Source organism: Pseudarthrobacter sp. 10T415 (genome assembly GCF_056394175.1).
The window spans coordinates 1-25,636 of sequence record NZ_JBFTHJ010000017.1 but is presented as its reverse complement, the minus strand read 5'-3'; the positions used below and the strand labels follow the sequence as shown (position 1 = coordinate 25,636).

Below are 25,636 nucleotides of genomic sequence, written 5' to 3'. Positions count from 1 at the left end.
ACGCTGTCCCCATGAGTCTTTCCGAACAGCAGGCCGCAGGCCTGTCCGCCGAAACCGTAGTAGTGGCCGCGGGCCGCCCGCCGCGGGAACGGGACCAGCCGGTGAACCCGCCGCTGGTCCTGTCCTCCACGTACTACGGGACAGGCCCGCTCGGCCCCGGAGACCGTGGTTACGGCCGGTACTCCAACCCCACCTGGGACCCGTTCGAGGAGGCCCTCGGCCAGCTCGAGGGAGCGGACCTGCCCGGCCTGCTCTACGCGTCCGGGCTTGCTGCCGTCAGCTCCGCGTTGTCGCTGATCCCCTCCGGCGGAGTGCTGGTGATGCCTAACCACAGCTACTCCGGAACCCTTGTCATGGCCGCGGAACTGGCCCAGAAGGGGTTCATCGAGCTGCGGACCGTGGACATTGCCGATACCGGGGCCGTCGAAGCGGCCCTCGCCCCGGGTGGGCCGGATGCCAAGGCCGCCGCCATGCTGTGGCTGGAAAGCCCTACCAACCCCATGCTGGGAATCGCCGACATTCCTGCGCTGACAGAAGCCGCGCACGCGTTGGGCGCCATCGTGGTCACGGACAATACTTTCTCGACGCCGCTGGTGCAGCAGCCGCTCGCCCTCGGCTCCGACGTCGTACTCCACTCGGTGACCAAGTACCTGGCAGGCCACTCGGACGTGGTCCTGGGCGCCCTGGTGACCTCCAACGCGGACATCCGCTCAGCCCTCCTGCACCACAGGACCATCCACGGAGCGATCGCCGGGCCCTTCGAGGCGTGGCTTGCGCTGCGCGGCCTGCGCACCTTGGCGCTGCGCATAGAAAAGTCCCAGGAGTCCGCCAGGGTCCTGGCGGAACGTCTGAACGCCCACCCCAGGGTCGAATCGGTCCGCTTCCCGGGCCTGCCGGACGATCCCGGTCATGAACGGGCCACGGCGCAGATGAAGGGCTTTGGCTCCATCATCTGCATCCAGGTGGCGCCCGCCGGCGGACTGGACGGCGCAGCGGCGGCCGACAAGGCCGTTGAGGCAGTCAACCTGTGGCTGCCGGCCACATCGCTGGGCGGCGTGGAATCGCTGATCGAACGCAGGCGGCGGCACACCGCGGAGCCAGCCAGCGTGCCTGAGAACCTGGTCCGCCTCAGCATCGGCATTGAGAACGTGGAAGACCTCTGGGCCGACCTGGAGCAGGCGTTGGACACGCTGGGCGGCTAGGCTGGGCTTGTGGACGGTGAACTGATTATTCGGCCTGTTGAACAGGCAGTGTTCTTTATCCTTGCCCTCGTTGCCCTGGGGCTGGAGTTGTGGGCCCTGGCAGACTGCGCGCGCCACAAGGCCAACGCCTTTGAGGCGACCGGCAAGCGGACCAAGGGCTTCTGGCTCGCCCTGACCGGCGGCGCCGCGCTGGTGGGCGTCATCTCCCTCTTCGCCAGCGGCGGCATCTTCGGAACCCTCGGACTGTTCGGCCTCGCCGCCGTGGTTGCCGCGTCGGTCTACCTGGCCGACGTCCGCCCTGCAGTCAAGGACGCAGGCCGGGGCGGCAGCCGCAACATGGGGCCCTACGGCCCCTGGTAACCCCGGTCCACCCGGGCTGTTAGGCAGGGATCCCTGGTACGGCCCGAGGGAACCCGCCGTCCGCCGCCTCGTAAATGAGGCTCACGGCAGCGGTGCCACTGCTTCCCAGTCCACCGTCAGCTCGCCCAGCCGCCACCGGCCCGGCCCGTCCTGGACCGGCCAGCCGGCGTCGCGCAACGCCCTGCACATAGCCTGCCAGCGCTGCCGGTTTCCAAAGGACGCCAGCGGGGCGCACTCCAGCCACGCCTTGTCCATGGCCTGCATCAGGGCATGGATCGGTTCGCCGGGAACATTCCGGTGGATCAGGGCTTTGGGGAGGCGTTCGGCAACGTCCGAGGGCAGGTCAAAACTGCCGAACCGGACCGACATGCTCAGTGACAGCGGGCGTTCCGCGTCCAGGGCCACCCACGTCACCCGGCGTCCGATCTCGTCGCAGGTGCCGTCAATGAAGAGCCCGCCAGGGGCCAGCCTGCCCTGAACCAGGCGCCAGATCCCGGCAACATCGGCCTCCTCATACTGCCGCAGCACATTGAAGGCCCGGACCAGGACGGGGCGTCCGGGGACAGGAAGCTCAAAACCGCCCACATGGAAGCTGAGGCCGGGCCGCTGCAGAGGGAGGGCAGCGCGCACCCGTTCCGGTTCGATTTCGATCCCGCAGACCCGGACGTCCGGACGGACCGCGGAGAGCCGCTCAAAAAGTTCGACGGCGGTGGCCGGCGTCGCACCGTAGCCCAGGTCCACAACCAGGGGGTCTGCGGCCCGGCGGAGCCGCCAGGCCTGGGGACCGGCCAGCCAGCGGTCCACCCGCCGCATCCGGTTGGGGTTGGTGGTGCCGCGGGTGACGTTCCCGACCGGCCGGCCGGTCAACTTCCTGCCGGTGATCCCGGGGCCACTCACCCGTTCAGCCTTTTGCACCACCGCCCCACTGTATCGCCGCCGCCACGGCTTGGGCGCCAGCCGGAGTGCGGGCTGCCTTGTGACGTTGTCCGTCCCTGGCCTGTAACGCTGGGCGGGCGGCAACACTGCTCGGCTAGGATGAAAATCATGACTTACAAGCTGATTCTGCTGCGCCACGGCCACAGCGAATGGAACGCCAAGAACCTGTTCACCGGCTGGGTGGACGTTGACCTGAACGACCAGGGCCGCGGGGAAGCAGCACGCGGCGGCGAGCTGCTGGTGGAGAACAACATCCTCCCCGACGTTCTGTACACGTCCCTGCTGAAGCGGGCCATCAACACCGCCAACATCGCCCTGGACAAGGCCGACCGCGGCTGGATCCCGGTCAAGCGCGACTGGCGCCTGAACGAACGGCACTACGGTGCGCTGCAGGGCAAGGACAAGGCCCAGACGCTGGCCGAATACGGTGAAGAGCAGTTCATGGAATGGCGCCGCTCCTACGACACCCCGCCGCCGCCCCTGGATGACAACAGCGAATTCAGCCAGGCACACGATCCGCGCTACGCGGACCTTGGCGACGCCCTGCCGCGCACCGAGTGCCTGAAGGACGTCCTGGTCCGGATTCTGCCGTACTGGGAATCCGACATCAAGGCTGACCTGAAGGCGGGCAAGACCGTCCTGGTCACGGCCCACGGCAACTCCCTGCGCGCGCTCGTCAAGCACCTTGACGGCATCAGCGACGAAGCCATCGCCGGCCTCAACATCCCCACCGGCATCCCGCTGGTTTACGAGCTGGATGACGACTTCCAGCCGGTCAAGCCGGGCGGCACCTACCTCGACCCCGAGGCCGCCGAGCAGGCCATCCTGGCCGTAGCCAACCAGGGCAAGAAATAGAGCAGCAGAACCAACGACGACGGGCTGGTCACCTTAGGTGACCAGCCCGCCGTCGTATGTACGTGGGGGAGCCGGGGCTCAGATGTGTTCGGTGGCGTTCGGCTGCCAGGCGCCGGTCACCAGGTAGCTGACCTTCTGGGCAACGGAGACACCGTGGTCGGCGAAACGCTCGAAGTAGCGGCTGGCTAGTGCCACGTCCACAGTGGTGGCGGGCGACTCGGCCCACTCAGGTGCGGCGATGGCCTTGAACACGCTGAGGTGCAGATCGTTGATGGCGGTATTGGCCTTCATGATGTCCCGGGCCACCTCCAGGTCACGGGTCTCCAGGAGGACGGCCAGCTTGTCGGCGATGACCTGGTCCAGCTCCGCCATCTGCTTGAACGTTCCGGTCATCGAAGCCGGAATCACGGTGGACGGGAAACGGAGGCGCGCCAGCTGCGCGATGTGCCGGGCGAGGTCACCCATCCGCTCGAGGGAGGCGCTCATCCGCAGTGATCCCACGATCATGCGCAGGTCGCTGGCCACCGGGCCCTGGAGGGCGAGGATGTCGATGGCCCGCTCGTCGAGGCTGTTCTGCAGGAAGTCGATCCGCGCATCGGCGGCAATGACGTCCTGGGCGAGGTCCACGTCCGCCACCTCGAATGAAGTGGTGGCCTTGTCTATCGCTTCGCTGACCAGCCGGGAGATCTCCACCAGCTGGTCACCGACCTGGGTGAGTTCTTCCTGAAAAACCTTACGCACGTCGGCGTCCTTTCCTTGGAACTCCCGCACGCCCGCACAAGGGCAGCAGGAATCGTGTCGCCATTCGGCAGTCCAACTGGATACTCTGCCAGCATCCGGTGAACGGTTGATCCCTTGCAGGTGAACGTTAGTTGAACCGTGGGCGCAGGGGGCCCGGACGCGCCGTCAGGCCATTGGCAAGAGCATAAGGTGGACCTGTGGATCCAATGTTCATCGGCCTGATCGCGGGCCTCGTCGGCCTGGCGCTGGGCACGTTCGGTGTGCTCGCCTACCGGGTCAGCGAAAAGCAGCGCCAGCTGCTGGACATGGACGGAGACGAGCCGGGACTGCCGGACGGTGCCGCCGAGGTGCTGGCCGTCGTCGGACGCGCTTTTGTGGTGGTGGACGCCGTGGACGGTGTGGTCCGGGCAAGTCCCGCCGCCTACGCCTACGGCCTGGTCCGCGGCCACACGGTGGTCCACAAGGAACTGCTGGACATGACGGCGGGCGTACGGCGGGACGGCGTAATCCTCGAAAAGAAGCTTGAGCTGCCGCGCGGCCCGCTGGGGCAGGGAACCATCATCGTCCAGGTGCGGGCAGCCATGCTGGGTGAGGAATATATCCTCCTCCTGGCCGATGACCGCACGGAGATCACCAGGACCGAGGAAATCCGCAACGACTTCGTGGCCAACGTTTCCCATGAACTGAAGACGCCCGTAGGCGCCATCTCCCTGCTCGCCGAAGCGCTGGAATCCTCGGCCGATGACGAACTGGCAGTCCGCCGCTTCGCCAAACGCATGCATAAGGAGTCCGGCCGCCTGGCCGCGCTGGTGCAGGACATCATCGAACTCTCCCGCCTGCAGGGCGCCAGCGTGGTCCAGCAGGGCGGTCCCGTAGACGTCAACGCCGTGATCGCCGAGGCCGTTGACCGGTCCCAGCTGCCGGCCGAAAGCAAGAACATCACCATCGTGGTGGGTGGCCGCACCGAGGAGAAGGTCTTCGGTGACCAGGACCTCCTGGTCACCGCGCTGCGCAACCTGATCGACAACGCCATCCGGTACTCACCGCCAAACACCCGCGTGGGCATCGGCGTCCGCTCCAAGGAAGGCCTGGTTTCCATTTCGGTGACGGACCAGGGCGAGGGCCTCAGTGCCGAGGACCAGGAACGGGTCTTTGAACGGTTCTACCGCGTGGACGCCGCCCGGTCCCGCCACACCGGCGGCACGGGCCTCGGCCTGAGCATCGTCAAGCACGTCGCCTCCAACCACGGCGGCGAGGTGACGCTGTGGTCCCAGCCGGGCCAGGGTTCCACCTTCACGCTCCGGCTTCCCGAGATGGAAGGGCCTGAGGCAGGGCCCGACGGCGACACCGACCTTCCGTCCGCAACTGTCCCGGCAACGGGGCCGGCAGGACAGGCGGCCGAACAGCCCGCCGTCACCCCACTACCCCGCGCCGCCGGCGCTAAAGAACGAGGAGCTAGCGCTTGAGCAGGATTCTGATTGTGGAGGACGAGGAGTCGTTCAGCGATCCTTTGTCCTATTTGCTGGGCAAGGAAGGGTTTGAGGTGGAGGTCGTGGACAACGGCCTCGATGCCATCACCGAGTTTGACCGCAACGGCGCCGACCTGGTGCTGCTGGACCTCCAGCTTCCCGGCCTGTCCGGCACCGAGGTCTGCAGGCAGCTCCGGCAGCGGTCAACCGTCCCGGTGATCATGCTGACCGCCAAGGACTCCGAGATCGACAAGGTTGTGGGCCTGGAGCTCGGTGCCGACGACTACGTCACCAAGCCGTATTCCTCGCGCGAACTGGTGGCCCGGGTCCGGGCCGTGCTGCGTCGCCAGGGCGAGCCCGAGGAACTGATTTCCTCCACCGTCCAGGCCGGACCGGTCCGGATGGACATTGAACGCCATGTGGTGAGCGTGGACGGCGAGCAGGTGCTGCTCCCGCTGAAGGAGTTCGAGCTCCTGGAGATGCTGCTGCGCAACTCCGGCCGGGTGCTGACCCGTGGCCAGCTGATTGACCGGGTCTGGGGTTCCGATTACGTGGGGGACACCAAGACCCTGGACGTCCACGTCAAGCGGCTGCGCGGGAAGATCGAACCCGACCCCTCCGCGCCCCGGTTCCTGGTGACCGTTCGCGGCCTGGGCTACAAGTTCGAGCCGTAAGTTTCCTGGCCGCATCCGACGCGCATCGCTGGTAGGCCAGGGACAAGGGTGGGCAGTAAAAAGGGAGGGACCGGACGGTCCCTCCCTTTTTTGTTGTTTTGCTGGAATCCTCCAGCCGCGTGCTAGTGGCCTGCGGCGCTCTCCGAAGCGGAGGGAGTAGGCGTGGCCGAGGTGCTCGGCGACGGCGTGCTGCCGGACGGCAGGTATTCCTTGTACTCGGGCAGGGTGGTGTCCAGGACGGGCACGCGCACGGTGCTGTTCACGTTGGTGCCGTCTTCGCTGACCTGGACATCAACCAGTGAGCCGGCCTTGCCGCCGGTGGTGCTGAGGATGGCCTCGTCAGTGGTGTCGTTGAGCAGCGTGTACGAGTTCGCCTTTACGGCAACTTCGGTCTGCGATCCCTCGGCGCCCTTCATGGTTAGCTTCACGTCCTTGGACGAGGAGTTGTACACGGCGCCGATGACGCGGCCCGGCTGGTCCTCACCCGAGGAGACGATGAGGATGTTCCGGAGCTTCAGCGGGCCGAGGTCGGCGCGGATGCCGTCCGAAGCGGAGTACTGATGGTTTGTCTGCTGGGGCGTGATGTAGCCGCAGCCCGCGGTCAGCAGGCCCACGCCTACAACGGCGGCCGTCAGTGCCATCTTGCCCCGCCGGGCCCGGTTCATCGCAGTGAAACGCACGTCACGTACTCCTCGAGAGTCTTGAAACATTATTCAGCCCATAGCCTATCCGCAAAGGGGCTCAAACGCGGATTCGAGAGCGTCACATCATCCTTGGCAGCGCCTGCGCGATGCACTATTATCTGCGTTCGTCAAGGGGGTGGAGGGGGTCGATTGGGCCGATTTTCCGCGTATTTCTGCGGTTGGGGGCTCTTTCCGCGGCCGGTCATATGCCTGAATCGTGATAAACTTGTCTCCGGGAAAGGGGAAATGTCCACATGGTATTTGAGGTCGGCGAGACAGTAGTTTACCCTCACCACGGTGCTGCGAAGATTGAAGAAATCAAGATGCGCACCATCAAGGGCGAAGAGAAAATGTATCTCAAGCTCAAGGTGGCTCAGGGTGATCTGACCATTGAAGTTCCAGCAGAAAACGTTGACCTTGTTGGGGTCCGGGATGTAGTGGGCAAGGAAGGCCTGGAGCACGTGTTTGATGTGCTCCGTGCCGAGTTCACCGAAGAGCCCACCAACTGGTCGCGCAGGTACAAGGCAAATCTGGAGAAGCTTGCTTCCGGTGACGTCATCAAGGTGGCAGAGGTCGTCCGCGATCTTTGGCGCCGGGATCACGACCGGGGCCTTTCCGCAGGCGAAAAGCGAATGCTGGCCAAGGCACGGCAGATTCTGATCTCAGAACTGGCGCTGGCCGAAAAGACCGACGAGGAGAAGGCAGCAAGCGTTCTCGACGAGGTCCTGGCTTCCTAAGAATTGAACCCCGGCAGCACGGAAGTGCGGCCGGGGTTTCTTTTTGCCCAAAAACACTCCGGCGAGCCCCCGGTGACTGCGTCGGGACGCATCAGGCACGTGGGACGTAGGCTAGTCCGCATGAGCGAAACACCAACCCGCCCGGTCACCGCGGTGATCCTGGTGGCTGCAGGTTCGGGCCAGCGGCTCGGCTACGGCATGCCCAAAGCAGCCGTGCCCCTGGGCGGCGAAACCATCCTGATGCATGCCCTTCGGGGCATCGTCGCATCCGGGGTGTCCACCCAGGTCTGCGTGGTCCTGCCTGAAGGCGACGACGGCCTGCGCTCCCTTTGCGACGCCTTCCGGGAAGAACTGGCCGACGGCGGCCCGCTCCTGACCGTCGTCGACGGCGGCCCCACCCGCGCGGACTCGGTCCGGCAGGGCATCGGCGCCCTGATGGACGGCATCGACGCTGTCTTGGTGCACGATGCCGCCAGGGCGCTCGCCCCGGAAGGGGTCTTCCACCGCGTCGTTGCCGCACTCGCGGCCGGGGCCGAGGCTGTCATCCCTGCCGTCCCCGTGGTGGACACCGTCAAGACCGTGACGCCCACGCCGGCCGGGGACCACGCCGTCGCGCCCGAAATGGTGGCCGGGACCGCGGCCCGCGAAAACCTTCGCGCCGTACAAACGCCGCAGGGCTTCCGCGCGGAGACCCTGCGGCGCGCCCACCAAGCAGCGCAGGCGCTGGAACCGGCGGAAGCCGCCGCGGTCACTGATGATGCGATGCTCGTCGAGATGACTGGTACCGACGTCTACGTGGTGCGCGGTTCCACCCAGTCACTGAAGATCACCACGCCCTTGGACCTCATCTTCGCCGAAGGGCTCCTGGAAGGTCCCCTCGGAGCCCGGTGGGTGGAGGGATGAACGGGGAGGGCATGATCATTCCCCGCACGGGAATTGGGCTGGACGTCCACGCTTTCGCTGCGGAAGGGGACGGACGCCAACTCTGGGTGGGCGGCCTCCTCTGGCCGGGCGAGCGTGGCCTTGCCGGACACTCGGACGGCGACCCGGTAGCCCATGCCGCCGCCGACGCGCTGTTCTCGGCCGCCGGCGTCGGTGACCTCGGGACCCATTTCGGCACCGACCGGCCGGAGTTCGCCGGGGCATCGGGGGTAACCCTGCTCGCTGAGGCTGCGCGGATCGTCCGGGCGGCAGGATTTGAGATCGGCAACATCGCGGTGCAGTTCGTGGCCAACCGTCCCAAGTTCGGTCCCCGCCGGGAGGAATCGCAGCAGGTCCTCTCTGACGCTGCCGGCGCCCCGGTCAGCGTCGCTGCCACCACCAGCGACGGCCTCGGTTTCACGGGCCGCGGCGAAGGGATCTCCGCTGTGGCCACCGCCCTGGTGTACCCGCGCCTTTCCGAGTCCATCGGCTAATAGGCATCGGCTAATCTGGAGCGGTGACCCTGCGCTTCTATGACACTGCCTCCGCCGAAGTCCGGAACTTCGTCCCCCTCGTAGCCGGAAGGGCCAGCCTCTACTACTGCGGGGCGACCGTGCAGGGCATGCCCCACGTCGGCCATATCCGTTCCGCCATCGCGTTCGACCAGTTGACCCGCTGGCTCACCCACCGCGGGCTGCGGGTCACTGTGGTCCGCAACGTCACGGACATTGACGACAAGATCCTCGCCAAGTCAGAGGCGTCCTTCGCCTCCGGTTTCCAGCCCGAAGCGGGCGAGGTTCCGGGCGAGGAATGGTGGGCGCTGGCCTACCGCTACGAGCAGGAATTCCTCAAGGCCTACGACGCCCTGGGGGTCTCCCGCCCCACCTACGAACCCAGGGCCACTGGCCACATCCCGGAAATGCACGCCCTGATCCAGCAACTGATCGACCGCGGCCACGCCTATCCGGCGCTCGATGATTCCGGGGATGTGTACTTCGACGTGCGTTCCTGGAGCAAATACGGTGCCCTGACGCGGCAGAACATTGATGACATGCAGGCGGCCGCCGACGCCGACCCCCGGGGTAAGCGGGACCCCCGCGACTTCGCGCTGTGGAAGGGTTCCAAAGAGGGCGAACCTGCCACCGCCAGCTGGGCGTCGCCCTGGGGTGCGGGCCGCCCCGGCTGGCACCTGGAATGCTCGGCGATGGTGACCAAGTACCTTGGCACCGAATTCGACATCCACGGCGGCGGCCTGGACCTGCGGTTCCCGCACCACGAAAACGAGATGGCGCAGTCGCAGGCCGCCGGGCACGGGTTCGCCAACTTCTGGATGCACAACGGCATGGTCACCTACGAGGGTGAAAAAATGTCCAAGTCCATCGGCAACACCATCAGCCCCGGCGAAATGCTGAAGCTCGCCTCGCCCCGCGTGGTGCGGTACTACCTCGGCCAGGCCCACTACCGGTCGATCCTGGACTACCGCCCCACGTCCCTCCAGGAGGCCGCTGCCGCCGTCGAACGCATTGATGGGTTCCTGGCGAAGGCCGTGGCGCGCTTCGGCACCGACTTCGGCTTCGTGGCAGGGGAGTACGGCCCCTCAACGGGAAGCGTTGAGGCCTTTTACGCCGCGATGGACGACGACCTGAACGTCCCCCGCGCCCTGGCCGCACTGCATGAGACGGTGCGGGCAGGAAACACCGCCCTTGCCGACGGCGATGACGACTCCGCACGGAAGGCGATGTACGCCGTCGTCATCATGACCGACGTGCTGGGGCTCAACGCCGTCGCCGGCTCGGAAAAAGCCAGCACCCGCGAAGCCGAGGCACTGGCTGTCCTGGTGGAGGCGCAGCTTGCCGCCCGTGCCACCGCCCGCGCCGGGAAGGACTGGGCAGCCTCCGATGCCATCCGCGACACGCTCAACGAGGCCGGCGTGGTGGTGGAGGACGGTCCGGACGGTGCCACGTGGAGTTTGAAACGGGATTGAGCGCCGGGACCCAAAAGCCCGGGAACCCGATTTTTCTTCGGTCAGTAGACTGGTAGCCGGACTCAGTCAACACAATCAAGGGTGGAACATCATGGCCAACAATGGTCGCCGATCGGTTAAAGCGAAGAAGGGCCCAACCATCGGGACCGGTGGCCATGGCCGCAAGGCCCTGGAAGGCAAGGGCCCCACGCCCAAGGCGGAGGACCGTCCTTACCACAAGGCACATAAGTCCAAGCAGCTCGCTGAGCGCTCGGCCGCCAAGCGCAACCCCGGTGCCCGCAGCGCCGGCGCCGGCAAGTCCGGCCCCAAGGGCCGCGCCACCGAGGAGGTCGTTACCGGGCGCAACTCGGTAGTGGAAGCACTCCGCGCCGGCATCCCCGCGAAGGCGCTGCACGTTGCCATCCGGATTGAAATGGATGACCGGGTCAAGGAGTCCCTCAAGCTGGCGGCCGAGCGCGGCATCCCGCTGCTGGAAACCGGCAAGCCCGAGTTGGACCGGATGACCGACGACGCCGTCCACCAGGGCCTCGTCCTGCAGATCCCGCCCTACGATTACGCCGACGCCTATGAGCTCGCCGAAGAAACCGTGGAGAAGTGGAAGAAGGGGCACGTCAGCAACGCCCCCCTGTTCGTTGCTTTGGACGGCATCACCGATCCCCGCAACCTCGGCGCCATTATCCGCTCCGTCTCCGCGTTTAGCGGCCACGGCGTGATTGTTCCGGAGCGCCGCTCCGTCGGCGTTACCGCCTCGGCGTGGAAGACGAGCGCCGGCGCGGCGGTCCGTGTGCCGGTGGCCCGGGCATCAAACCTCAACAGCGCCCTCAAGCAGTTCAAGAACATGGGCATCTTCGTCCTGGGCCTGGACGGCGACGGCGACGTGTCGCTGCCGGACCTGAGCCTCGCCACCGAACCGGTGTGCATCGTGGTGGGTTCCGAAGGCAAGGGCCTGAGCCGGCTGGTCCGCGAAAACTGCGACCAGATCGTCTCCATTCCCATCGACTCCGCCATGGAATCGCTCAACGCGTCCATGGCCGTGGGCATCACGCTGTACGAGGTTTCCCGCCAGCGCGCAGCCAAGTAATCAGTCCGGGGTTTCGCCGGACGGTGTCGTCCCGTCCGGCGGGACGACGTCGTGGCCCCGGCCCGGGCGTCATGTGTGACGCTGGCGCAGGCCAGTAGCCGCCGGCGGCTACTATTTAGCTAATGGTCATGCCGCTCTTCGACACCGCCTCCACCATGGACGCCTCTACGGCTGTTCCCCTCGGTGTCAGCGTCCCGCGCGCGGATTCAGACGGCTCCGGCCAGGGTGACAGGGGCCGGGCCAACGTTGCCTGCTATGCCCCCGGTGTGCCCAGCCTGGAAATCGTGTACCAGCCCCCGGGCGGTGAATGGCGCGTCCAGCCGCTGCCGAACGTTACCCACGGAGTCCACCACGGCATCGTCGCGGACCTGCCTCCGGGCTCCCGCTATGGCTTCCGCCCTGCCTCCGGCGAACAGTCGCTGCCTGTGGCGGTACCGGCCAACGGGCTGGACGAGGACGGCAGCCGCCCGCTGCTCGATCCGTATGGCCGGGCCGTGGATCTGCGGGACAGCCTCCTCACCAGCGCCCGCACGGCCGGCGACTTTGACTGGGGAACGGACAGCCGCCTGAGGCTGCCGTGGCGGAACACCATCATCTACGAAGCACACGTCCGCGGGCAGACCATGCTCCACCCCGATGTCCCCGAAGAACTCCGCGGGACCTACGCGGGCATGGCGCACCCGGCAGTCCTTGAGCACCTCAAAGGACTTGGCATCACGTCAGTGCAGCTGCTGCCGGTCCATTTCCACCTGGACGAACCGCACCTGCAGGACCTGGGCCTGACGAATTACTGGGGCTACAACACGGCGGCCTTCTTCGCACTGCATCCCGGCTATGCCACGGGCGCGGCGCAGGATGCTGGACCGCAGGCGGTCCAGAACGAGTTCAAGGCCATGGTCAAGGCCTTCCATGAGGCAGGACTGGAAGTCATCCTGGATGTGGTCTACAACCACACCGCGGAGGGCGGCGCGGACGGGCAGACCATCAGCTTCCGAGGGCTGGGGGAGAACCGCTACTACCGGACGGACGGCCACGGGAAGTACCTGGACACCACCGGGTGCGGAAACAGCCTCAACTTCGCCGAACCCCGGGTCATCCAGCTGGTCCTCGACTCACTGCGGTACTGGGTGGACGAATTCCACGTTGATGGTTTCCGCTTCGACCTGGCAGTGACCCTGTGCCGGAACGGCGACAACGAGTTCGACCCCCGGCACCCCTTCCTGGTGGCCGTCGCCGCTGACCCTGTCCTGTCCGACACCAAGCTCATCGCCGAACCGTGGGACGTTGGCTACGGCGGGTGGCAGACGGGCCGCTTCCCCATGGGCTGGGTTGATTGGAACGACCACTTCCGGGATTCCGTCCGGTCCTTCTGGCTCGCCGACCGGGCAGCACTGGAGGCCGGTGGGCAGGGCGGCTCGGTGGCAAAACTGGCCGACGCCCTGTCCGGTTCCGCTGCGCTGTTCGAAGGCTCGGGCCGGTCCCGCCTCGCGTCAGTGAACTACGTGACGGCCCACGACGGCTTCACGCTGAACGACCTTGTGTCCTACGACAGGAAACACAACGAAGCCAACGGCGAACAGAACCGCGACGGGCACGGCGACAACCGAAGCTACAACCACGGCGTGGAAGGGCCCACCGAGGATGGCGAGATCCTGGCCAGGCGCGCCCAGTCGCGCCGGAACATGATGGCGTCGCTGATGATCTCCCTCGGCATTCCCATGATTACCGCCGGCGACGAACTGGCACGCACCCAGCAGGGGAACAACAACGCCTACTGCCAGGACAACGCCCTGACCTGGGTGGACTGGACCCGTACCCCGGAATCGCATGAGATGCTCCGCAGCACCAAGCGGTACATCCGGCTCCGCAAGGAGTTCCTGGCTGCGCAGCCGCACCACTTCCCGGTCCGGGACGAGCAGTCCTACCTGTACTGGTACGACCACAACGGCCAACCGATGTCCATGGAACGCTGGAACGATCCGCAGCACCGGGTGATGCAGCTGCTCCTAGGCTCAGACGACGGTGAGCTGGCTGGCCTGGTAGTGGTGAACGGAACCGGCTCGGACGTCACCATCACCCTCCCGCCGCTGGCCGCGGAAGGCACTGGCCCCCGCATGTTCGAACTGCGGCTCACCACCTCCCCGCTGCACGAACTGCGGCAGGGCGGACTGGTGGCTTCAGGTGAAAAAGACCTGGTGGAGGCTAACTCCATCAGTATTTACCGCAACGCCTAGCCCGGGATAACCGACCATGCGCAACCGCAAGATCCTGCCCCTGCTGCTTGCTGCCCTCGTGGTGGTGGCAGTGCTTGTCTTCGGCGGCCAGGGCGTCCTGGGCCAGTTGACGGAGGGCACGACGACGGCGCCCACCACCGGCGCGGCGGCGGCATCAGCGGCCGCGTCCCCGGCACAGTCCCGGCCGGCACCGGCGGCGCCGGCACCTGCCCAAAAGAACCCCTCCGCCCTGCCGGCCATCAGGGAATCCCAGCTGCCGGCCGAAGGGCGCCGGGTCCTGGCACTGATCCGCGCAGGCGGCCCTTACCGCTACAGCCAGGATGACCAGGCCTTCGGCAACTTTGAAGGGATCCTGCCCCGCCGGGACCGCGGTTACTACCGCGAATACACTGTGCCCACTCCGGGGGAGTCGGACCGCGGCGCCCGCCGGATCGTTGCCGGTGCGGACGGCGAAAAGTACTACACCGGCGACCACTACGAATCGTTCTCGTTCATTACGGAAGGCAGCTAGCAGCACCATGAAGATCTACTCCGGCGACACCTGGACCCTCGAGGAACTGCAGGAGCAGGTTGCGGACGCCGGCCGCCGCAGCCTGGTCATCCCCCCGGCGGACAGCAAACGCGCGGTCCTGGAAACCTTCGGCGAGGTCCTGAGTTTCCCGGAACACTACGGGGTCAACCTCGACGCGCTGAACGATTCGCTGCATGACTTCGCGGACAGCATTGCGGACAACGGCAACCCGCCCGTCACTGTCCTCTGGCAGGTGGCGGCACCGTTCCGCACCGACAGGTCGTTCGGCATCCTCTGCGAAATCCTCCAGGACGCCGAACGTTACGCTGGCAAGGACCTGGCGGTCACCGCCGTTCTCCTCTGAACATCACAACAGGAGGGAAGCCCATGGGCTTCCCTCCAGTTGTGATGCTCAGCCGGCCTGGATGGCCTGAATGCTACGCGTTCACGATCAGCCCCAGTTCGGCTTTCGAGGCGAGTCCCTCATGCCGGGGCAGGACGCGGACGGTGTAGCCGAACGGCCCCGACCTGTCGATGACCAGGGAACTGCTGAAGAGGTGGCGCCCGTTGCCCAGGTCCTCCTTCACGTGCAGTTCCATGATGGTGATGTCCGTCAGGGTGTCGCTTTCCTCGGCCCTGCCGTAAGCCACCTCCACACAGACGTCCTCCGGGGTCAGGCCGCTGAGGGCCACGTACGCGTTGACCTGGAGGGTGTCGCCGATCTGCGGATCCTCGGAGACGCCCACCGAGTCCACATGCTCCACATGCACCTGCGGCCAGGCCGAGCGCACCTTCGCCGTCCACGATGCCAGCGACCGGGCCTGGGCATAGCCCGTGGCACTGGCACTGCGGCCGGCCTCAGCCGCGGGGCGGTAGAGGATGTTGACGTAGTCGCGGAGCATGCGCTCAGCCGAAACCGCCGGGCCCAGGTGGGACAGGGTGTGCTTGATCATGGACACCCAGTGCGTCGGCACCCGCTCGGCTGCCGACGTCGACGGTCCCGCAGCCCCGGCGGCCGCCGATACCGTGCTGCCGTAGAACCTCGGCGCCACCTGGCTTTCGAGCAGCTCGTACAAGGCTGCTGCCTCGATGTCGTCGCGCTCTTCGGGGGACGCGCCGTTGTTGGCCGTCGGAATGGCCCAGCCGTTCTCGCCGTCGTACATCTCGTCCCACCAGCCGTCCAGGACGGACAGGTTCAGCGAGCCGTTCAGTGCGGCCTTCATGCCTGACGTGCCGCAGGCCTCGAGGGGCCGGAGAGGGTTGTTCAGCCAGACGTCGCAACCGGGGAACAGGGTCCGCGCCATGGCGATGTCGTAGTTCGGCAGGAACGCGATCCGGTGGCGGACCTCGGGATCGTCCGTGAACCGGACCAGGTCCTGGATCATCTTCTTGCCGGCGTCATCGGCCGGGTGGGATTTGCCGGCAATGACCAGCTGGATGGGGTGGTCCTTGTGCAGCAGCAGCGCCTTCAGCCGCTCCGGTTCGCGCAGCATCAGCGTCAGGCGCTTGTACGTGGGAACGCGGCGGGCAAAGCCGATGGTGAGTACGTCCGGGTCCAGGACGTGTTCGGTCCAGCCCAGTTCGGCATCGGCGGCGCCACGCTTCTTCCATGCGGCGCGCAGGCGACGGCGGACGTCGTCCACCAGGGCCGAACGCAGCTCACGCCGGAGCGCCCAGACGTCCGCGTCGCTGACGTTGTACGCCAGGTCCCAGCGGCCGTTTGCCTCCGCTTCGCTGCCGAACTGGTCCCTGGCCAGCTGGGAGATCCGGCTGTCCACCCAGGTGGGCACGTGTACGCCGTTGGTCACCGAGGTGATGGGCACCTCGGAGTGGTCGAATCCCGGCCACAGTGCCGAGAACATTCCACGGGACACTTCGCCGTGGAGCTTGGCCACACCGTTGGCGCGCTGGGCCAGGCGCAGGCCCATCACAGCCATGTTGAAGACGGACGGGTTGCCGTCCTCGTAGTTCTCGCGGCCCAGCTCGAGGATGCGGTCCACCGGCACGTCAGGCGCCAGCCCGGCCTGGAAGAAATGGCTGATCTGGGCAATCTCGAACCTGTCGATGCCTGCCGGGACCGGGGTGTGCGTGGTGAAGACGGTGGAAGCACGCCCGGCCGTGAGGGCTTCATCGAACGTCAATGCCTGCTCACCGGACATGAGTTCCTGGATACGTTCGATGCCCAGGAAGCCCGCGTGGCCTTCATTGGTGTGGAACACTTCCGGAGCCGCCGTGCCGGTCAGCTTCTGGAACGCCCGCAGCGCCTTCACGCCGCCCATGCCCAGCAGCAGTTCCTGCTGGAGCCGGTGATCGCCGCCGCCGCCGTAGAGCCGGTCGGTGATGCTGCGGGCGGCGTCGTCGTTACCCGGGACGTTGGAGTCGAGGAGCAGGAGGGGGACGCGTCCGACGTCGGCGCGCCAGATGTGTGCCAGCAGGCGCCGGCCGTTGGGGAGCGGCAACGAGACCTGGACGGCCTTGCCGTTGCCGTCCGGGGAGGGCTCGCGGAGCAGTGTGAGGGGCAGGCCGTCAGGATCCAGCACGGGGTAGGTTTCCTGCTGCCACGCATCCCGGGAGAGGGACTGCTTGAAGTAGCCGGCCTGGTACAGCAGGCCCACGCCGATCAGCGGAACGCCTAGGTCCGAGGCCGCCTTCAGGTGGTCGCCGGCCAGGATGCCGAGGCCGCCGGAGTACTGGGGCAGGACTTCGGTGATGCCGAACTCGGGCGAAAAATACGCGATGGAGGCAGGAGCGTCCGGTCCGAGTCCCTGGTACCAGCGGGGCTCCTCAAGGTAGCGGTTAAGGTCCGCCTCGGCCGCCCGCACCTTCTCCACCACTGCCTGGTTGGCAGCCAGTTGCTGGAACTCCTCGCGGCTGACCATGCCCAGGAAGCCCACCGGGTCCTGGCCGCTTTCCTGCCACAGCGCGGGGTTGAGACCCGCGAAGAGTTCGCGGGTGGGGCGGTGCCAGGACCAGCGCAAATTGCTGGCCAGCCGGGCCAGGGGCCGGATGGGTTCTGGGAGGACTGTACGGACCGTAAACCTGCGGATTGCCTTCACCTGCGTCACACTAACGGACAACCCCCGCGGCTGTAACCAGCTTTAGGTTTCTTTTGCGTAAATGACAGGGGACGCGAAGCAAATGAAGCGCGGCACAACAAAATACAGTGCGCAGGCTTAGCAATCTTCGCCATTTCTCGCTAACGTCGAGCCTGTGACGACTAACTCAGTAACCAGTGCCGCATCAAAGAAAATGCCCAAGGGACAGATCACCGACGGACTCCGGTTCGGACGTTTTCCGATCACTGCCGTTCAGCCAGTCGTCGAAGGCGGGAAGTTTCCCGCCAAGGCGCTGCCCGGCGAAGGAATCGTCGTGGGTGCCACCTCGTTCCGTGAGGGCCATGACCAGCTTGGCGTCAGCGCCGTGCTGCTGGATCCGTCCGGTGCCGAGCGCCAGCGCGTTCGGCTTGCGGCTCCACGCGGGGAACGGGGCATGGGAACCGACCGCTGGGAAGGCATCCTCACGCCGTCGGAACCGGGCAACTGGTCATTCGTCATTGAGGCGTGGCATGACCGCTACGGCACCTGGCACCACAACGCTGAGGTGAAGATTGCGGCGGGCATCGACGTCGAGCTCATGCTCGCCGAAGGTGCCGCACTGCTGCGGGAAGCGTCTGCAGAGGACTTCCGGAGCGAATGGGACAGGGGCGTCCTGCGCGACGCCGCCGCCAAGCTGGCTGACCAGTCCCTCAGTACCGAGGAACGCCTCGCCGCCGGGTTCGGCCACGATGTTGCCGGGGTTGTGGCACACCAGCCCATCCGGGAACTGGTCACCGTTTCCGAAAAGCACCCCCTCCTGGTGGAGCGCGACCGCGCCGGCCGCGGCTCCTGGTACGAGTTCTTCCCGCGGTCCGAGGGCGCCGTCAAGGACCACAACACCGGTGCCTGGACATCCGGCAACTTCCGCACGGCAGCCCGCCGGCTCGACGCCGTCGCCGGCATGGGCTTTGACGTCATCTACATGCCGCCCATCCACCCGATCGGCGTGCAGCACCGGAAGGGCCCCAACAACACCCTTGTCGCGGGCCCGCACGATCCCGGCTCCCCGTGGGCCATTGGCGCCGCCGAGGGCGGACACGACGCCATCCATCCGGACCTCGGCTCCTTCGAGGACTTTGACGCCTTCGTGGCCCGGGCCAACGAGCTGGGCCTGGAAGTGGCGCTGGACCTGGCGCTGCAGGCGGCGCCGGACCACCCCTGGGTAGCAGCGCACCCCGAATGGTTCACCACCCGTGTTGACGGCAGCATTGCCTATGCCGAAAATCCGCCCAAGAAGTACCAGGACATTTACCCGCTCAATTTCGATAATGACCCCGAGGGGCTTTCCAACGAAATTCTGCGGATTGTGTTGTTGTGGATCAGCCACGGAGTAAAGATTTTCCGCGTCGATAACCCCCACACCAAACCCGTGTGGTTCTGGGAATGGCTCATTGCCGAAGTTAACAAAACGGTTCCCGGCGTGGTGTTCCTGGCTGAGGCCTTCACCCGCCCCGCGATGATGCACGCGCTGGGCAGGGCAGGCTTCCAGCAGTCCTACACGTACTTCACGTGGCGCAACACCAAGAAGGAAATCGAAGAGTACTTCCACGAGGTCAGCCACGAGTCCCCGGCGTACTTCCGGCCCAACTTCTTCGTCAACACCCCGGACATCCTCACCGAATACCTCCAGTACGGCGGACCGGCGGCCTTCAAGATCAAGGCTGTCCTCGCGTCGACGGCCAGCCCGCTGTGGGGCGTGTACGCCGGCTACGAACTGTACGAACACGTGGCCCGCCCCGGGGCGGAGGAGTACATCGATAACGAGAAGTTCGAATACAAGGCCCGCGACTGGGATGCTGCCGCCGAGTCCGGCCGGACCCTGGCACCGTTCATCACGCGGCTGAACCACCTTCGCCGTGACCATCCGGCACTCCAGGACCTGCAGAACCTCACGGTCCACCAGAGCACCGACGACTCCACAGTGGTCTACTCCAAGCACAAGACGCTGGCAGACGGTTCCAAGGACACCCTCATTGTGGTGGTCAACGTGGACCCGCATGTCACCAAGGAATGCAGCGTAGCCCTGGACCTGGCGGCCCTGGAACTGGACCCGCAGGACATCACCCCGGGCGGCGGCTTCTTCGTTGACGACCTCATCTCCGGCGAAAGCTGGGAATGGGGCGAGTTCAACTACGTCCGCCTTGACCCGCACGTGGAGCCGGCACACATCCTGAGCGTCAGGAGAATGCCTCGGTGAGTTTCAATCCGCAAAGTTCCGGCCAGCACTTCACGCCCAAAAGCACGTTTGAGCTGAATGCTCCGGGCCTCCAGCATGATCCGCTGTGGTACCGGAAAGCCGTTTTCTATGAGGTGCTGGTACGGGCTTTTGCGGATGCCAACGGTGACGGCTCCGGGGATTTCTCCGGCCTCATCGACAGGCTCGACTACCTTCAATGGCTGGGCGTGGATTGCCTGTGGCTGCCGCCGTTCTTCCAGTCACCCCTGCGGGACGGCGGCTACGACATCTCGGACTACAACTCCGTACTGGACGAGTTCGGGACCATCAGCGACTTCAAGCGGCTGGTGGCCGAGGCGCATGCCAGGGGAGTGCGGGTGATCATCGACCTGCCGCTGAACCACACCTCGGACCAGCACCCCTGGTTCCAGGAATCCCGCAAGGACCCCGACGGCCCGTACGGCGATTTCTACGTGTGGAGCGACACCGACGAAAAGTACCAGGACGCCCGCATCATCTTCGTCGACACCGAGGAATCGAACTGGACGTTCGATCCCATCCGCCGGCAGTTCTTTTGGCACCGGTTCTTCAGCCACCAGCCTGACCTGAACTTCGAAAATCCCAAGGTCATTGAGGCGCTCTTCGACGTAGTGCGGTTCTGGTTGGACCAGGGCATCGACGGGTTCCGCGCGGACGCCATCCCTTACCTGTTCGAAGAGGAAGGGACCAACTGCGAGAACCTTCCGGCTACCCATGATTTCCTGCGTAAACTGCGCGCCATGGTGGACGAAAGCTACCCCGGCCGCGTCATCATCGCCGAGGCCAACCAGCCGCCCAACGAGGTAGTGGAGTATTTCGGGACGGAGGAGGAGCCGGAGTGCCACATGGCGTTCCACTTCCCCATCATGCCGCGGCTCTACTATGCGCTCCGGGACCAGAAGGCCGCGCCCATTATCGAGACCATGCGCGACACTCCGGACATCCCGGAAGGAGCCCAGTGGGGCACCTTCCTGCGCAACCACGATGAACTGACGCTCGAAATGGTCACCGCTGACGAGCGCGCTGCGATGCTCGGCTGGTACGCGCCGGACCCGCGCATGCGCGCCAACATCGGTATCCGCCGTCGGCTGGCCCCGTTGCTGGACAACTCGCGGGCTGAGATTGAGCTGATCAACGCCCTGCTGCTGTCTCTGCCGGGCAGCCCGTTCCTGTACTACGGGGACGAGATCGGCATGGGCGACAACATCTGGCTTGAGGACCGTGACGCCGTCCGCACACCGATGCAGTGGAACCCCGACCGCAACGCGGGCTTCTCGCACGCGGACCCGGGAAAGCTCTACCTGCCGCCCATCCAGTCGCTGGTCTACAACTACAGCATGGCCAACGTGGAGGCCGAGGCCGCGCACTCCGGATCGCTGCTTCGCTGGACCCGCCAGATCCTCAGCGTCCGCCGGAACCACCCGGCTTTCGGCCTCGGCGCCTTCAAACATGTCGAAGCCGACCACGACGCCGTCCTGGCCTACCTCCGGGAATTGCCGGAGGGTAACTCCGCAGGATTGAACGGCGAAACGGTCCTCTGCGCCTTCAACCTCTCGCAGCATCCCGTGGCCGCCACGCTGCGGGTGCCCGAATACGCCGGCCGGGGACTGCGTGATGTCTTCGGCGGCCAGGTCTTTCCGGGGATCAACGACGACGGGACACTGACGCTGACCCTCGGCAGCCACGATTTCTTCTGGCTCCGGCTCCGGTCGGCGACGTCCAGTCCGTCGTCGCCCTATACACAGGCACTGCCCATCCTGTCGATAGAGAATTGATATGAACCAGCCAATACTTACTCCCGCCCTGACCACGCTCCTCAAGGAATGGCTTCCGAAGCAGCGATGGTTCCCGGTCAACAGCCCCGACTTCGAGATGTCGCAGGCAGGCAGCCTGGGCATCGAGGACCCTTCGGGGCATGCTGGGCTCGCGGTGTTCCTGCTCAAGATCACCACCGGCCCGTCCGACGGCGGCGGCCGCACCTTGGTGGTGCAGGTTCCGTTGAGCTTCCGGGCGGCACCTGCGGCCGGCATGGAACGTGCGCTGGTGGGACAGGCCGCCGGAACAGACCCGTCGAGGACCTGGGTTTACGACGCCCTCCACGACCCCGACTTTATCGGCGGCTGGCTGGAACTCATCCGGCACGAAGCCGCGGCACGCACCGGGGTGGCCACGGGCTTCAAGGCATCCGGAAACTACAGGCTCCCCACCGCCCACGGAGTGGTCAAGGTGCTGTCCGGCGAGCAGTCCAACACCTCGGTGATTGTTGACGACGGCGAGTCCGCGGCCATCGTGAAGTTCTTCCGGACACTGTCCGCCGGAACCAACCCCGAAGTTGAAGTGGGCGCTGCCCTCACCGCCGCCGGCACCTCGGAGGTCCCCGCCACACTGGGCTGGGTCCGGGGAGAATGGCTGGAGAACGGCACCAAGGCAGGCGGGACCGCGAGGGGCACCCGCCCGGTGCAGGGCGAGCTGGCAGTGGCGCACGAATTCCTCGCCGGCGGACTGGATGCCTGGCGGCTCGCCGTGGATGCAGCACGCGCAGGCAGGGACTTCACCGCCGAGGCACGCGCCCTCGGCGCCGCCACCGCCACCGTCCACCGCCGGCTCGCCGAAACGCTCGGCCGCTCAGAAGCGGCCGGGTCCGGCCAGGACATCGCGGCAGGAGTAGCCCGGCGTATCCGCACGGCCTGGGCCGAGGCCGGTCCCGCCGTCGGCCCCTATGACGAAGCACTGGGTGCCCTTCTTGACGGGCTCGACGGCACCAGCGCAGGTCCGCTGCAGCGGATCCACGGTGACCTGCACCTGGGCCAGATCCTGCAGGTGCCCGCAGCAGGCCGAACTGAAACGCTCACCGCCACTGAAGCGGAGCCCCGCTGGGCCATCCTCGATTTCGAGGGCGAGCCACTGCGACCCATCGACGAGCGGAACGGCCCCGACGTGCCCTTGCGGGACGTCGCCGGCATGCTGCGCTCCTTCGACTACGCGGCCGGAGCCGCCCAGCGCGAGCAGGAAGGCGCCCACGTACCAGCGTCCTGGGTTGACGACTGCGCCGACGCGTTCCTCGGAGGCTACGCGAGTGTCACTCCCGGCACCGTGGACCGGACGTCACCGCTGTTTGTGGCATTGTGGCTGGACAAGGCGCTGTACGAAGTTGTTTATGAAATGCGTAACAGGCCCGACTGGCTGGCGATTCCAGTAAGCGCCTCCAGACGGCTCCTGGGCGGTAACGGCGCCGGCGACACCGCCGGCGCAGCATCGGAAGGTAACGAAATGACAGGCACAGCACGAACAGGACGGCCGGGGGCTCCGCTCCCGGTGGACGACGGCACCCTGGGCAAGATTGCCAACGGTGAACACCACGCGCCGCACTCCGTACTGGGGGCGCACCTGGATGACTACGGTCACGTCACCGTCCGCACGGTCAAGCACCTGGCGGAAGCCGTCAGCGTCATCACCGCTGCAGGGGAAGTGCCGATGCAGCACGAGGCCCATGGGGCCTGGGTGGCTGTACTTGAACCGAGCGAGCACGGGCACGTCCCGGACTACCGCCTGTCCGTCACGTACCCCGGGGCCGACCCCGTCACGGTGGACGAGCCATACCGGTACCTGCCCACAGTGGGGGAGGTGGACCTCCACCTCATCGGGGAAGGCCGCCACGAAAAGCTCTGGCAGGTCCTGGGCGCACACGTCCAGCATTACAAGTCCTCGCTGGGGGATGTGGACGGTGTTTCCTTCGCCGTGTGGGCCCCCAATGCCCAGGCCGTCCGCGTAAAGGGCGACTTCAATGGCTGGGACGGACGCGAACACTCGCTCCGCTCACTGGGCTCCTCCGGTGTCTGGGAACTCTTCATCCCCGGGGTTGTAGCAGGGGCGTGCTACAAGTTCGAGATCCGCACCAAGGCTGGCTACTGGGTTGAAAAAGCGGACCCGATGGCTTTCGGAACCGAGGTCCCGCCGCTCACGGCATCCCGCGTGGTGGAACCGTCCTACGCCTTCAAGGACGACGAATGGATGCAGGCCCGGGCCGAGCGCGACCCGCATAACTCGGCCATGAGCGTCTACGAGGTCCACCTCGGATCCTGGCGCCTGGGGCTTGGATACCGTGAGCTGGCCAAGGAGCTCGTGGACTACGTCAAGTGGCTAGGCTTCACGCACGTGGAATTCATGCCGGTTGCCGAGCACCCCTTCGGCGGTTCCTGGGGCTACCAGGTCACCTCCTACTTTGCCCCGACCTCCCGGTTCGGCCACCCCGACGAATTCCGCTACCTGGTGGACACCCTGCACCAGGCCGGCATCGGTGTCCTGCTGGACTGGGTCCCTGCCCACTTCCCCAAGGATGCATGGGCGCTGGCGCAGTTCGACGGCCAGCCCCTGTACGAGCACGCCGACCCCACCCTGGGCGAACACCCCGACTGGGGAACGCTGATCTTCGACTTCGGCCGGACCGAGGTGCGCAACTTCCTGGTGGCGAACGCACTGTACTGGCTGGACGAGTTCCACATCGACGGCCTGCGCGTGGATGCCGTGGCGTCCATGCTCTACCTGGACTACTCCCGTGAGGAGGGGCAGTGGCGGCCCAACCGGTTCGGCGGGCGGGAAAACCTTGAAGCGATCTCCTTCCTCCAGGAAGTCAATGCCACGGTCTACAAGACCCACCCTGGTGCTGTCATGATCGCCGAGGAGTCCACGGCGTTCCCCGGCGTGACCGCACCCACCAGCCACGGCGGACTGGGATTCGGCCTGAAATGGAACATGGGCTGGATGCACGATTCCCTCAAGTACGCCTCCGAGGACCCGGTCAACCGCAAATGGCACCACGGCGGCCTGACGTTCTCGCTGGTTTATGCCTTCACGGAAAACTTCCTGCTGCCCATCAGCCACGATGAAGTTGTGCACGGCAAGGGCTCGATGCTTCGCAAGATGCCGGGGGACCGTTGGCAGCAGCTGGCGAACCTGCGCGCTTTCCTCGCCTACCAGTGGGCACACCCCGGTAAGCAGCTCATCTTTATGGGCACCGAGTTTGGCCAGGAAGCGGAGTGGTCGGAGCAGCACGGACTGGACTGGTGGCTCGCTGAGATCCCCGCCCATAAGGGGATCCAGTTGCTGACCAAGGACCTGAACGAGCTCTACACGTCCACGCCATCCCTGTACGCCCGCGACAACGAACCCGCCGGGTTCCAGTGGATCAACGGTGGCGACGCTGACCGGAACGTTCTCTCCTTCATCCGCCGTGATGCGGACGGCAACCCGGTGGTTTGCGCCATCAACTTCTCCGGAGCGCCGCACGCCGGCTACACCCTGGGTGTTCCCCAAGCAGGCGCCTGGAGCGAAGTGCTCAACACGGACCACACCACGTACGGAGGCTCCGGCGTCCTGAACACCGGAGAGCTGAAGGCCACGGATGAAGGACAGGACGGGCAGCCGGCAACGCTGACCGTCACTCTTCCTCCGCTCGGTGCATCCTTCTTCACTCCGGGCGCGCCAGCCGCTCCGTAGGCGTTTCGGCCCAACAGCCCGCTGCTGTTTAGGCGCACGACAGGAGGCCCAGAATCCCCGAGGTTCCGGGCCTCCTGTCGTATGCAGGCTGCATGAAGGGAGACCCAACGGTGGCCGGGTTGGCCTTACCGGCAAAGGGGTGGTAGAGTTTATTTCCGCGCTGCTCCACGGAGTCAGACGGAAAACCGACCACCAAGCCTCATGGCGATGAAGGTCGGGAAACGCCGGTTTGACAAGTAGGAAGCAGCCGGGTAACTTTGGAAAGTTGCTCCGGAGCGATCCTGAACCTTGAKGGTTTGGGTGGTGCCGGGTGTGTCTGTTGTTTGAGAACTCAATAGTGTGCCAAGTTTGTTGATACCAATTTTTTATTGAATTGGTTGATTGTGCTGTGCCGCCACCCCGTGGTGTGCATGGTGTTTTTAGCTGGTTTCAAATTTTGTGC

General features: G+C 65.9%; 20 protein-coding genes. 16 read left to right on the top strand and 4 right to left on the bottom strand.

Going from position 1 to position 25,636, the window contains the following annotated elements; translation table 11 throughout:
• The first annotated feature begins 11 nt into the window (after window positions 1-11).
• Window positions 12-1,202 carry a trans-sulfuration enzyme family protein gene (locus tag AC1DBN_RS17665; protein WP_091718319.1) on the top strand — a complete coding sequence of 397 codons (1,191 nt, stop codon included), beginning with the start codon at window positions 12-14 and terminating at the stop codon, window positions 1,200-1,202.
• Between the two features lie 9 nt (window positions 1,203-1,211).
• Window positions 1,212-1,562, top strand: a complete 351-nt coding sequence (locus tag AC1DBN_RS17660; protein ID WP_045729886.1) for a DUF2516 family protein — start codon at window positions 1,212-1,214, stop codon at window positions 1,560-1,562.
• A gap of 81 nt (window positions 1,563-1,643) precedes the next feature.
• Here the strand turns inward: AC1DBN_RS17660 and AC1DBN_RS17655 are convergent, their stop codons facing one another.
• A complete protein-coding gene (locus AC1DBN_RS17655; RefSeq protein WP_477723793.1) occupies window positions 1,644-2,480 on the bottom strand; it encodes a class I SAM-dependent methyltransferase in 837 nt (278 codons plus the stop codon).
• Between the two features lie 126 nt (window positions 2,481-2,606).
• Here AC1DBN_RS17655 and AC1DBN_RS17650 point away from each other — a divergent pair, with 126 nt between their 5' ends.
• A complete protein-coding gene (locus tag AC1DBN_RS17650) occupies window positions 2,607-3,353 on the top strand; it encodes a phosphoglyceromutase (protein WP_091718321.1) in 747 nt (248 codons plus the stop codon).
• Between the two features lie 78 nt (window positions 3,354-3,431).
• Here AC1DBN_RS17650 and phoU read toward each other — a convergent pair whose 3' ends face one another.
• Window positions 3,432-4,094 carry a phosphate signaling complex protein PhoU gene (gene phoU / locus AC1DBN_RS17645; protein ID WP_091723840.1) on the bottom strand — a complete coding sequence of 221 codons (663 nt, stop codon included), beginning with the start codon at window positions 4,092-4,094 and terminating at the stop codon, window positions 3,432-3,434.
• A 206-nt stretch (window positions 4,095-4,300) separates the two neighbouring features.
• On the opposite strand from phoU, the gene AC1DBN_RS17640 reads away from it, so the two are divergent.
• Both AC1DBN_RS17640 and AC1DBN_RS17635 read left to right on the top strand, forming a co-directional pair.
• Window positions 4,301-5,560 (top strand): sensor histidine kinase, encoded by a 1,260-nt coding sequence (locus tag AC1DBN_RS17640; protein WP_091718323.1) that lies wholly within the window; start codon window positions 4,301-4,303, stop codon window positions 5,558-5,560.
• Entirely contained in the window at window positions 5,557-6,237 is a 681-nt protein-coding gene (locus tag AC1DBN_RS17635) for a response regulator transcription factor (RefSeq protein ID WP_056076541.1), read from the top strand. Before AC1DBN_RS17640 ends, AC1DBN_RS17635 begins: the two co-directional genes overlap by 4 nt.
• A 122-nt stretch (window positions 6,238-6,359) precedes the next feature.
• On the opposite strand, the gene AC1DBN_RS17630 is transcribed toward AC1DBN_RS17635, so the two are convergent.
• Entirely contained in the window at window positions 6,360-6,902 is a 543-nt protein-coding gene (locus AC1DBN_RS17630) for a hypothetical protein (protein WP_477723810.1), read from the bottom strand.
• 272 nt (window positions 6,903-7,174) lie between these two features.
• Here AC1DBN_RS17630 and AC1DBN_RS17625 point away from each other — a divergent pair, with 272 nt between their 5' ends.
• From AC1DBN_RS17625 to AC1DBN_RS17590, 8 genes are all read left to right on the top strand, one after another.
• Window positions 7,175-7,657, top strand: coding sequence for a CarD family transcriptional regulator (locus AC1DBN_RS17625; RefSeq protein ID WP_011690592.1), 483 nt, complete (start codon window positions 7,175-7,177; stop codon window positions 7,655-7,657).
• 120 nt (window positions 7,658-7,777) lie between these two features.
• On the top strand, window positions 7,778-8,560 hold the full coding sequence (gene ispD / locus AC1DBN_RS17620; RefSeq protein ID WP_477723792.1) for a 2-C-methyl-D-erythritol 4-phosphate cytidylyltransferase: 783 nt from the start codon (window positions 7,778-7,780) through the stop codon (window positions 8,558-8,560).
• Window positions 8,561-8,571: 11 nt separating this feature from the next.
• Window positions 8,572-9,072, top strand: coding sequence for a 2-C-methyl-D-erythritol 2,4-cyclodiphosphate synthase (ispF, locus tag AC1DBN_RS17615; protein ID WP_477723791.1), 501 nt, complete (start codon window positions 8,572-8,574; stop codon window positions 9,070-9,072).
• 23 nt (window positions 9,073-9,095) lie between these two features.
• Window positions 9,096-10,562 (top strand): cysteine--tRNA ligase, encoded by a 1,467-nt coding sequence (gene cysS / locus AC1DBN_RS17610; RefSeq protein ID WP_477723790.1) that lies wholly within the window; start codon window positions 9,096-9,098, stop codon window positions 10,560-10,562.
• A 91-nt stretch (window positions 10,563-10,653) separates the two neighbouring features.
• On the top strand, window positions 10,654-11,643 hold the full coding sequence (gene rlmB / locus AC1DBN_RS17605; protein ID WP_056076531.1) for a 23S rRNA (guanosine(2251)-2'-O)-methyltransferase RlmB: 990 nt from the start codon (window positions 10,654-10,656) through the stop codon (window positions 11,641-11,643).
• A 122-nt stretch (window positions 11,644-11,765) separates the two neighbouring features.
• Entirely contained in the window at window positions 11,766-13,877 is a 2,112-nt protein-coding gene (gene glgX / locus AC1DBN_RS17600; protein WP_477723789.1) for a glycogen debranching protein GlgX, read from the top strand.
• 16 nt (window positions 13,878-13,893) lie between these two features.
• Entirely contained in the window at window positions 13,894-14,388 is a 495-nt protein-coding gene (locus AC1DBN_RS17595; RefSeq protein ID WP_477723788.1) for a guanyl-specific ribonuclease, read from the top strand.
• A 7-nt stretch (window positions 14,389-14,395) separates the two neighbouring features.
• On the top strand, window positions 14,396-14,752 hold the full coding sequence (locus AC1DBN_RS17590) for a barstar family protein (RefSeq protein WP_091718336.1): 357 nt from the start codon (window positions 14,396-14,398) through the stop codon (window positions 14,750-14,752).
• Window positions 14,753-14,825: 73 nt separating this feature from the next.
• Here AC1DBN_RS17590 and glgP read toward each other — a convergent pair whose 3' ends face one another.
• On the bottom strand, window positions 14,826-17,444 hold the full coding sequence (gene glgP / locus AC1DBN_RS17585) for an alpha-glucan family phosphorylase (protein WP_197676731.1): 2,619 nt from the start codon (window positions 17,442-17,444) through the stop codon (window positions 14,826-14,828).
• 193 nt (window positions 17,445-17,637) lie between these two features.
• Here glgP and AC1DBN_RS17580 point away from each other — a divergent pair, with 193 nt between their 5' ends.
• From AC1DBN_RS17580 to AC1DBN_RS17570, 3 genes are read left to right on the top strand one after another with little or no spacing between them, the layout of a single operon-like run.
• Window positions 17,638-19,680, top strand: coding sequence for an alpha-1,4-glucan--maltose-1-phosphate maltosyltransferase (locus AC1DBN_RS17580; RefSeq protein WP_091718338.1), 2,043 nt, complete (start codon window positions 17,638-17,640; stop codon window positions 19,678-19,680).
• Complete coding sequence (treS, locus tag AC1DBN_RS17575; protein ID WP_091718340.1) at window positions 19,677-21,473, top strand: maltose alpha-D-glucosyltransferase; 1,797 nt, start codon at window positions 19,677-19,679, stop codon at window positions 21,471-21,473. The genes AC1DBN_RS17580 and treS overlap by 4 nt, the downstream gene beginning before the upstream one ends.
• A 1-nt stretch (window position 21,474) precedes the next feature.
• The gene (locus AC1DBN_RS17570) at window positions 21,475-25,194 is read left to right on the top strand and encodes a 1,4-alpha-glucan branching enzyme (RefSeq protein WP_477723787.1); all 3,720 of its coding nucleotides are present in this window, start codon (window positions 21,475-21,477) and stop codon (window positions 25,192-25,194) included.
• Window positions 25,195-25,636: the final 442 nt, after the last annotated feature.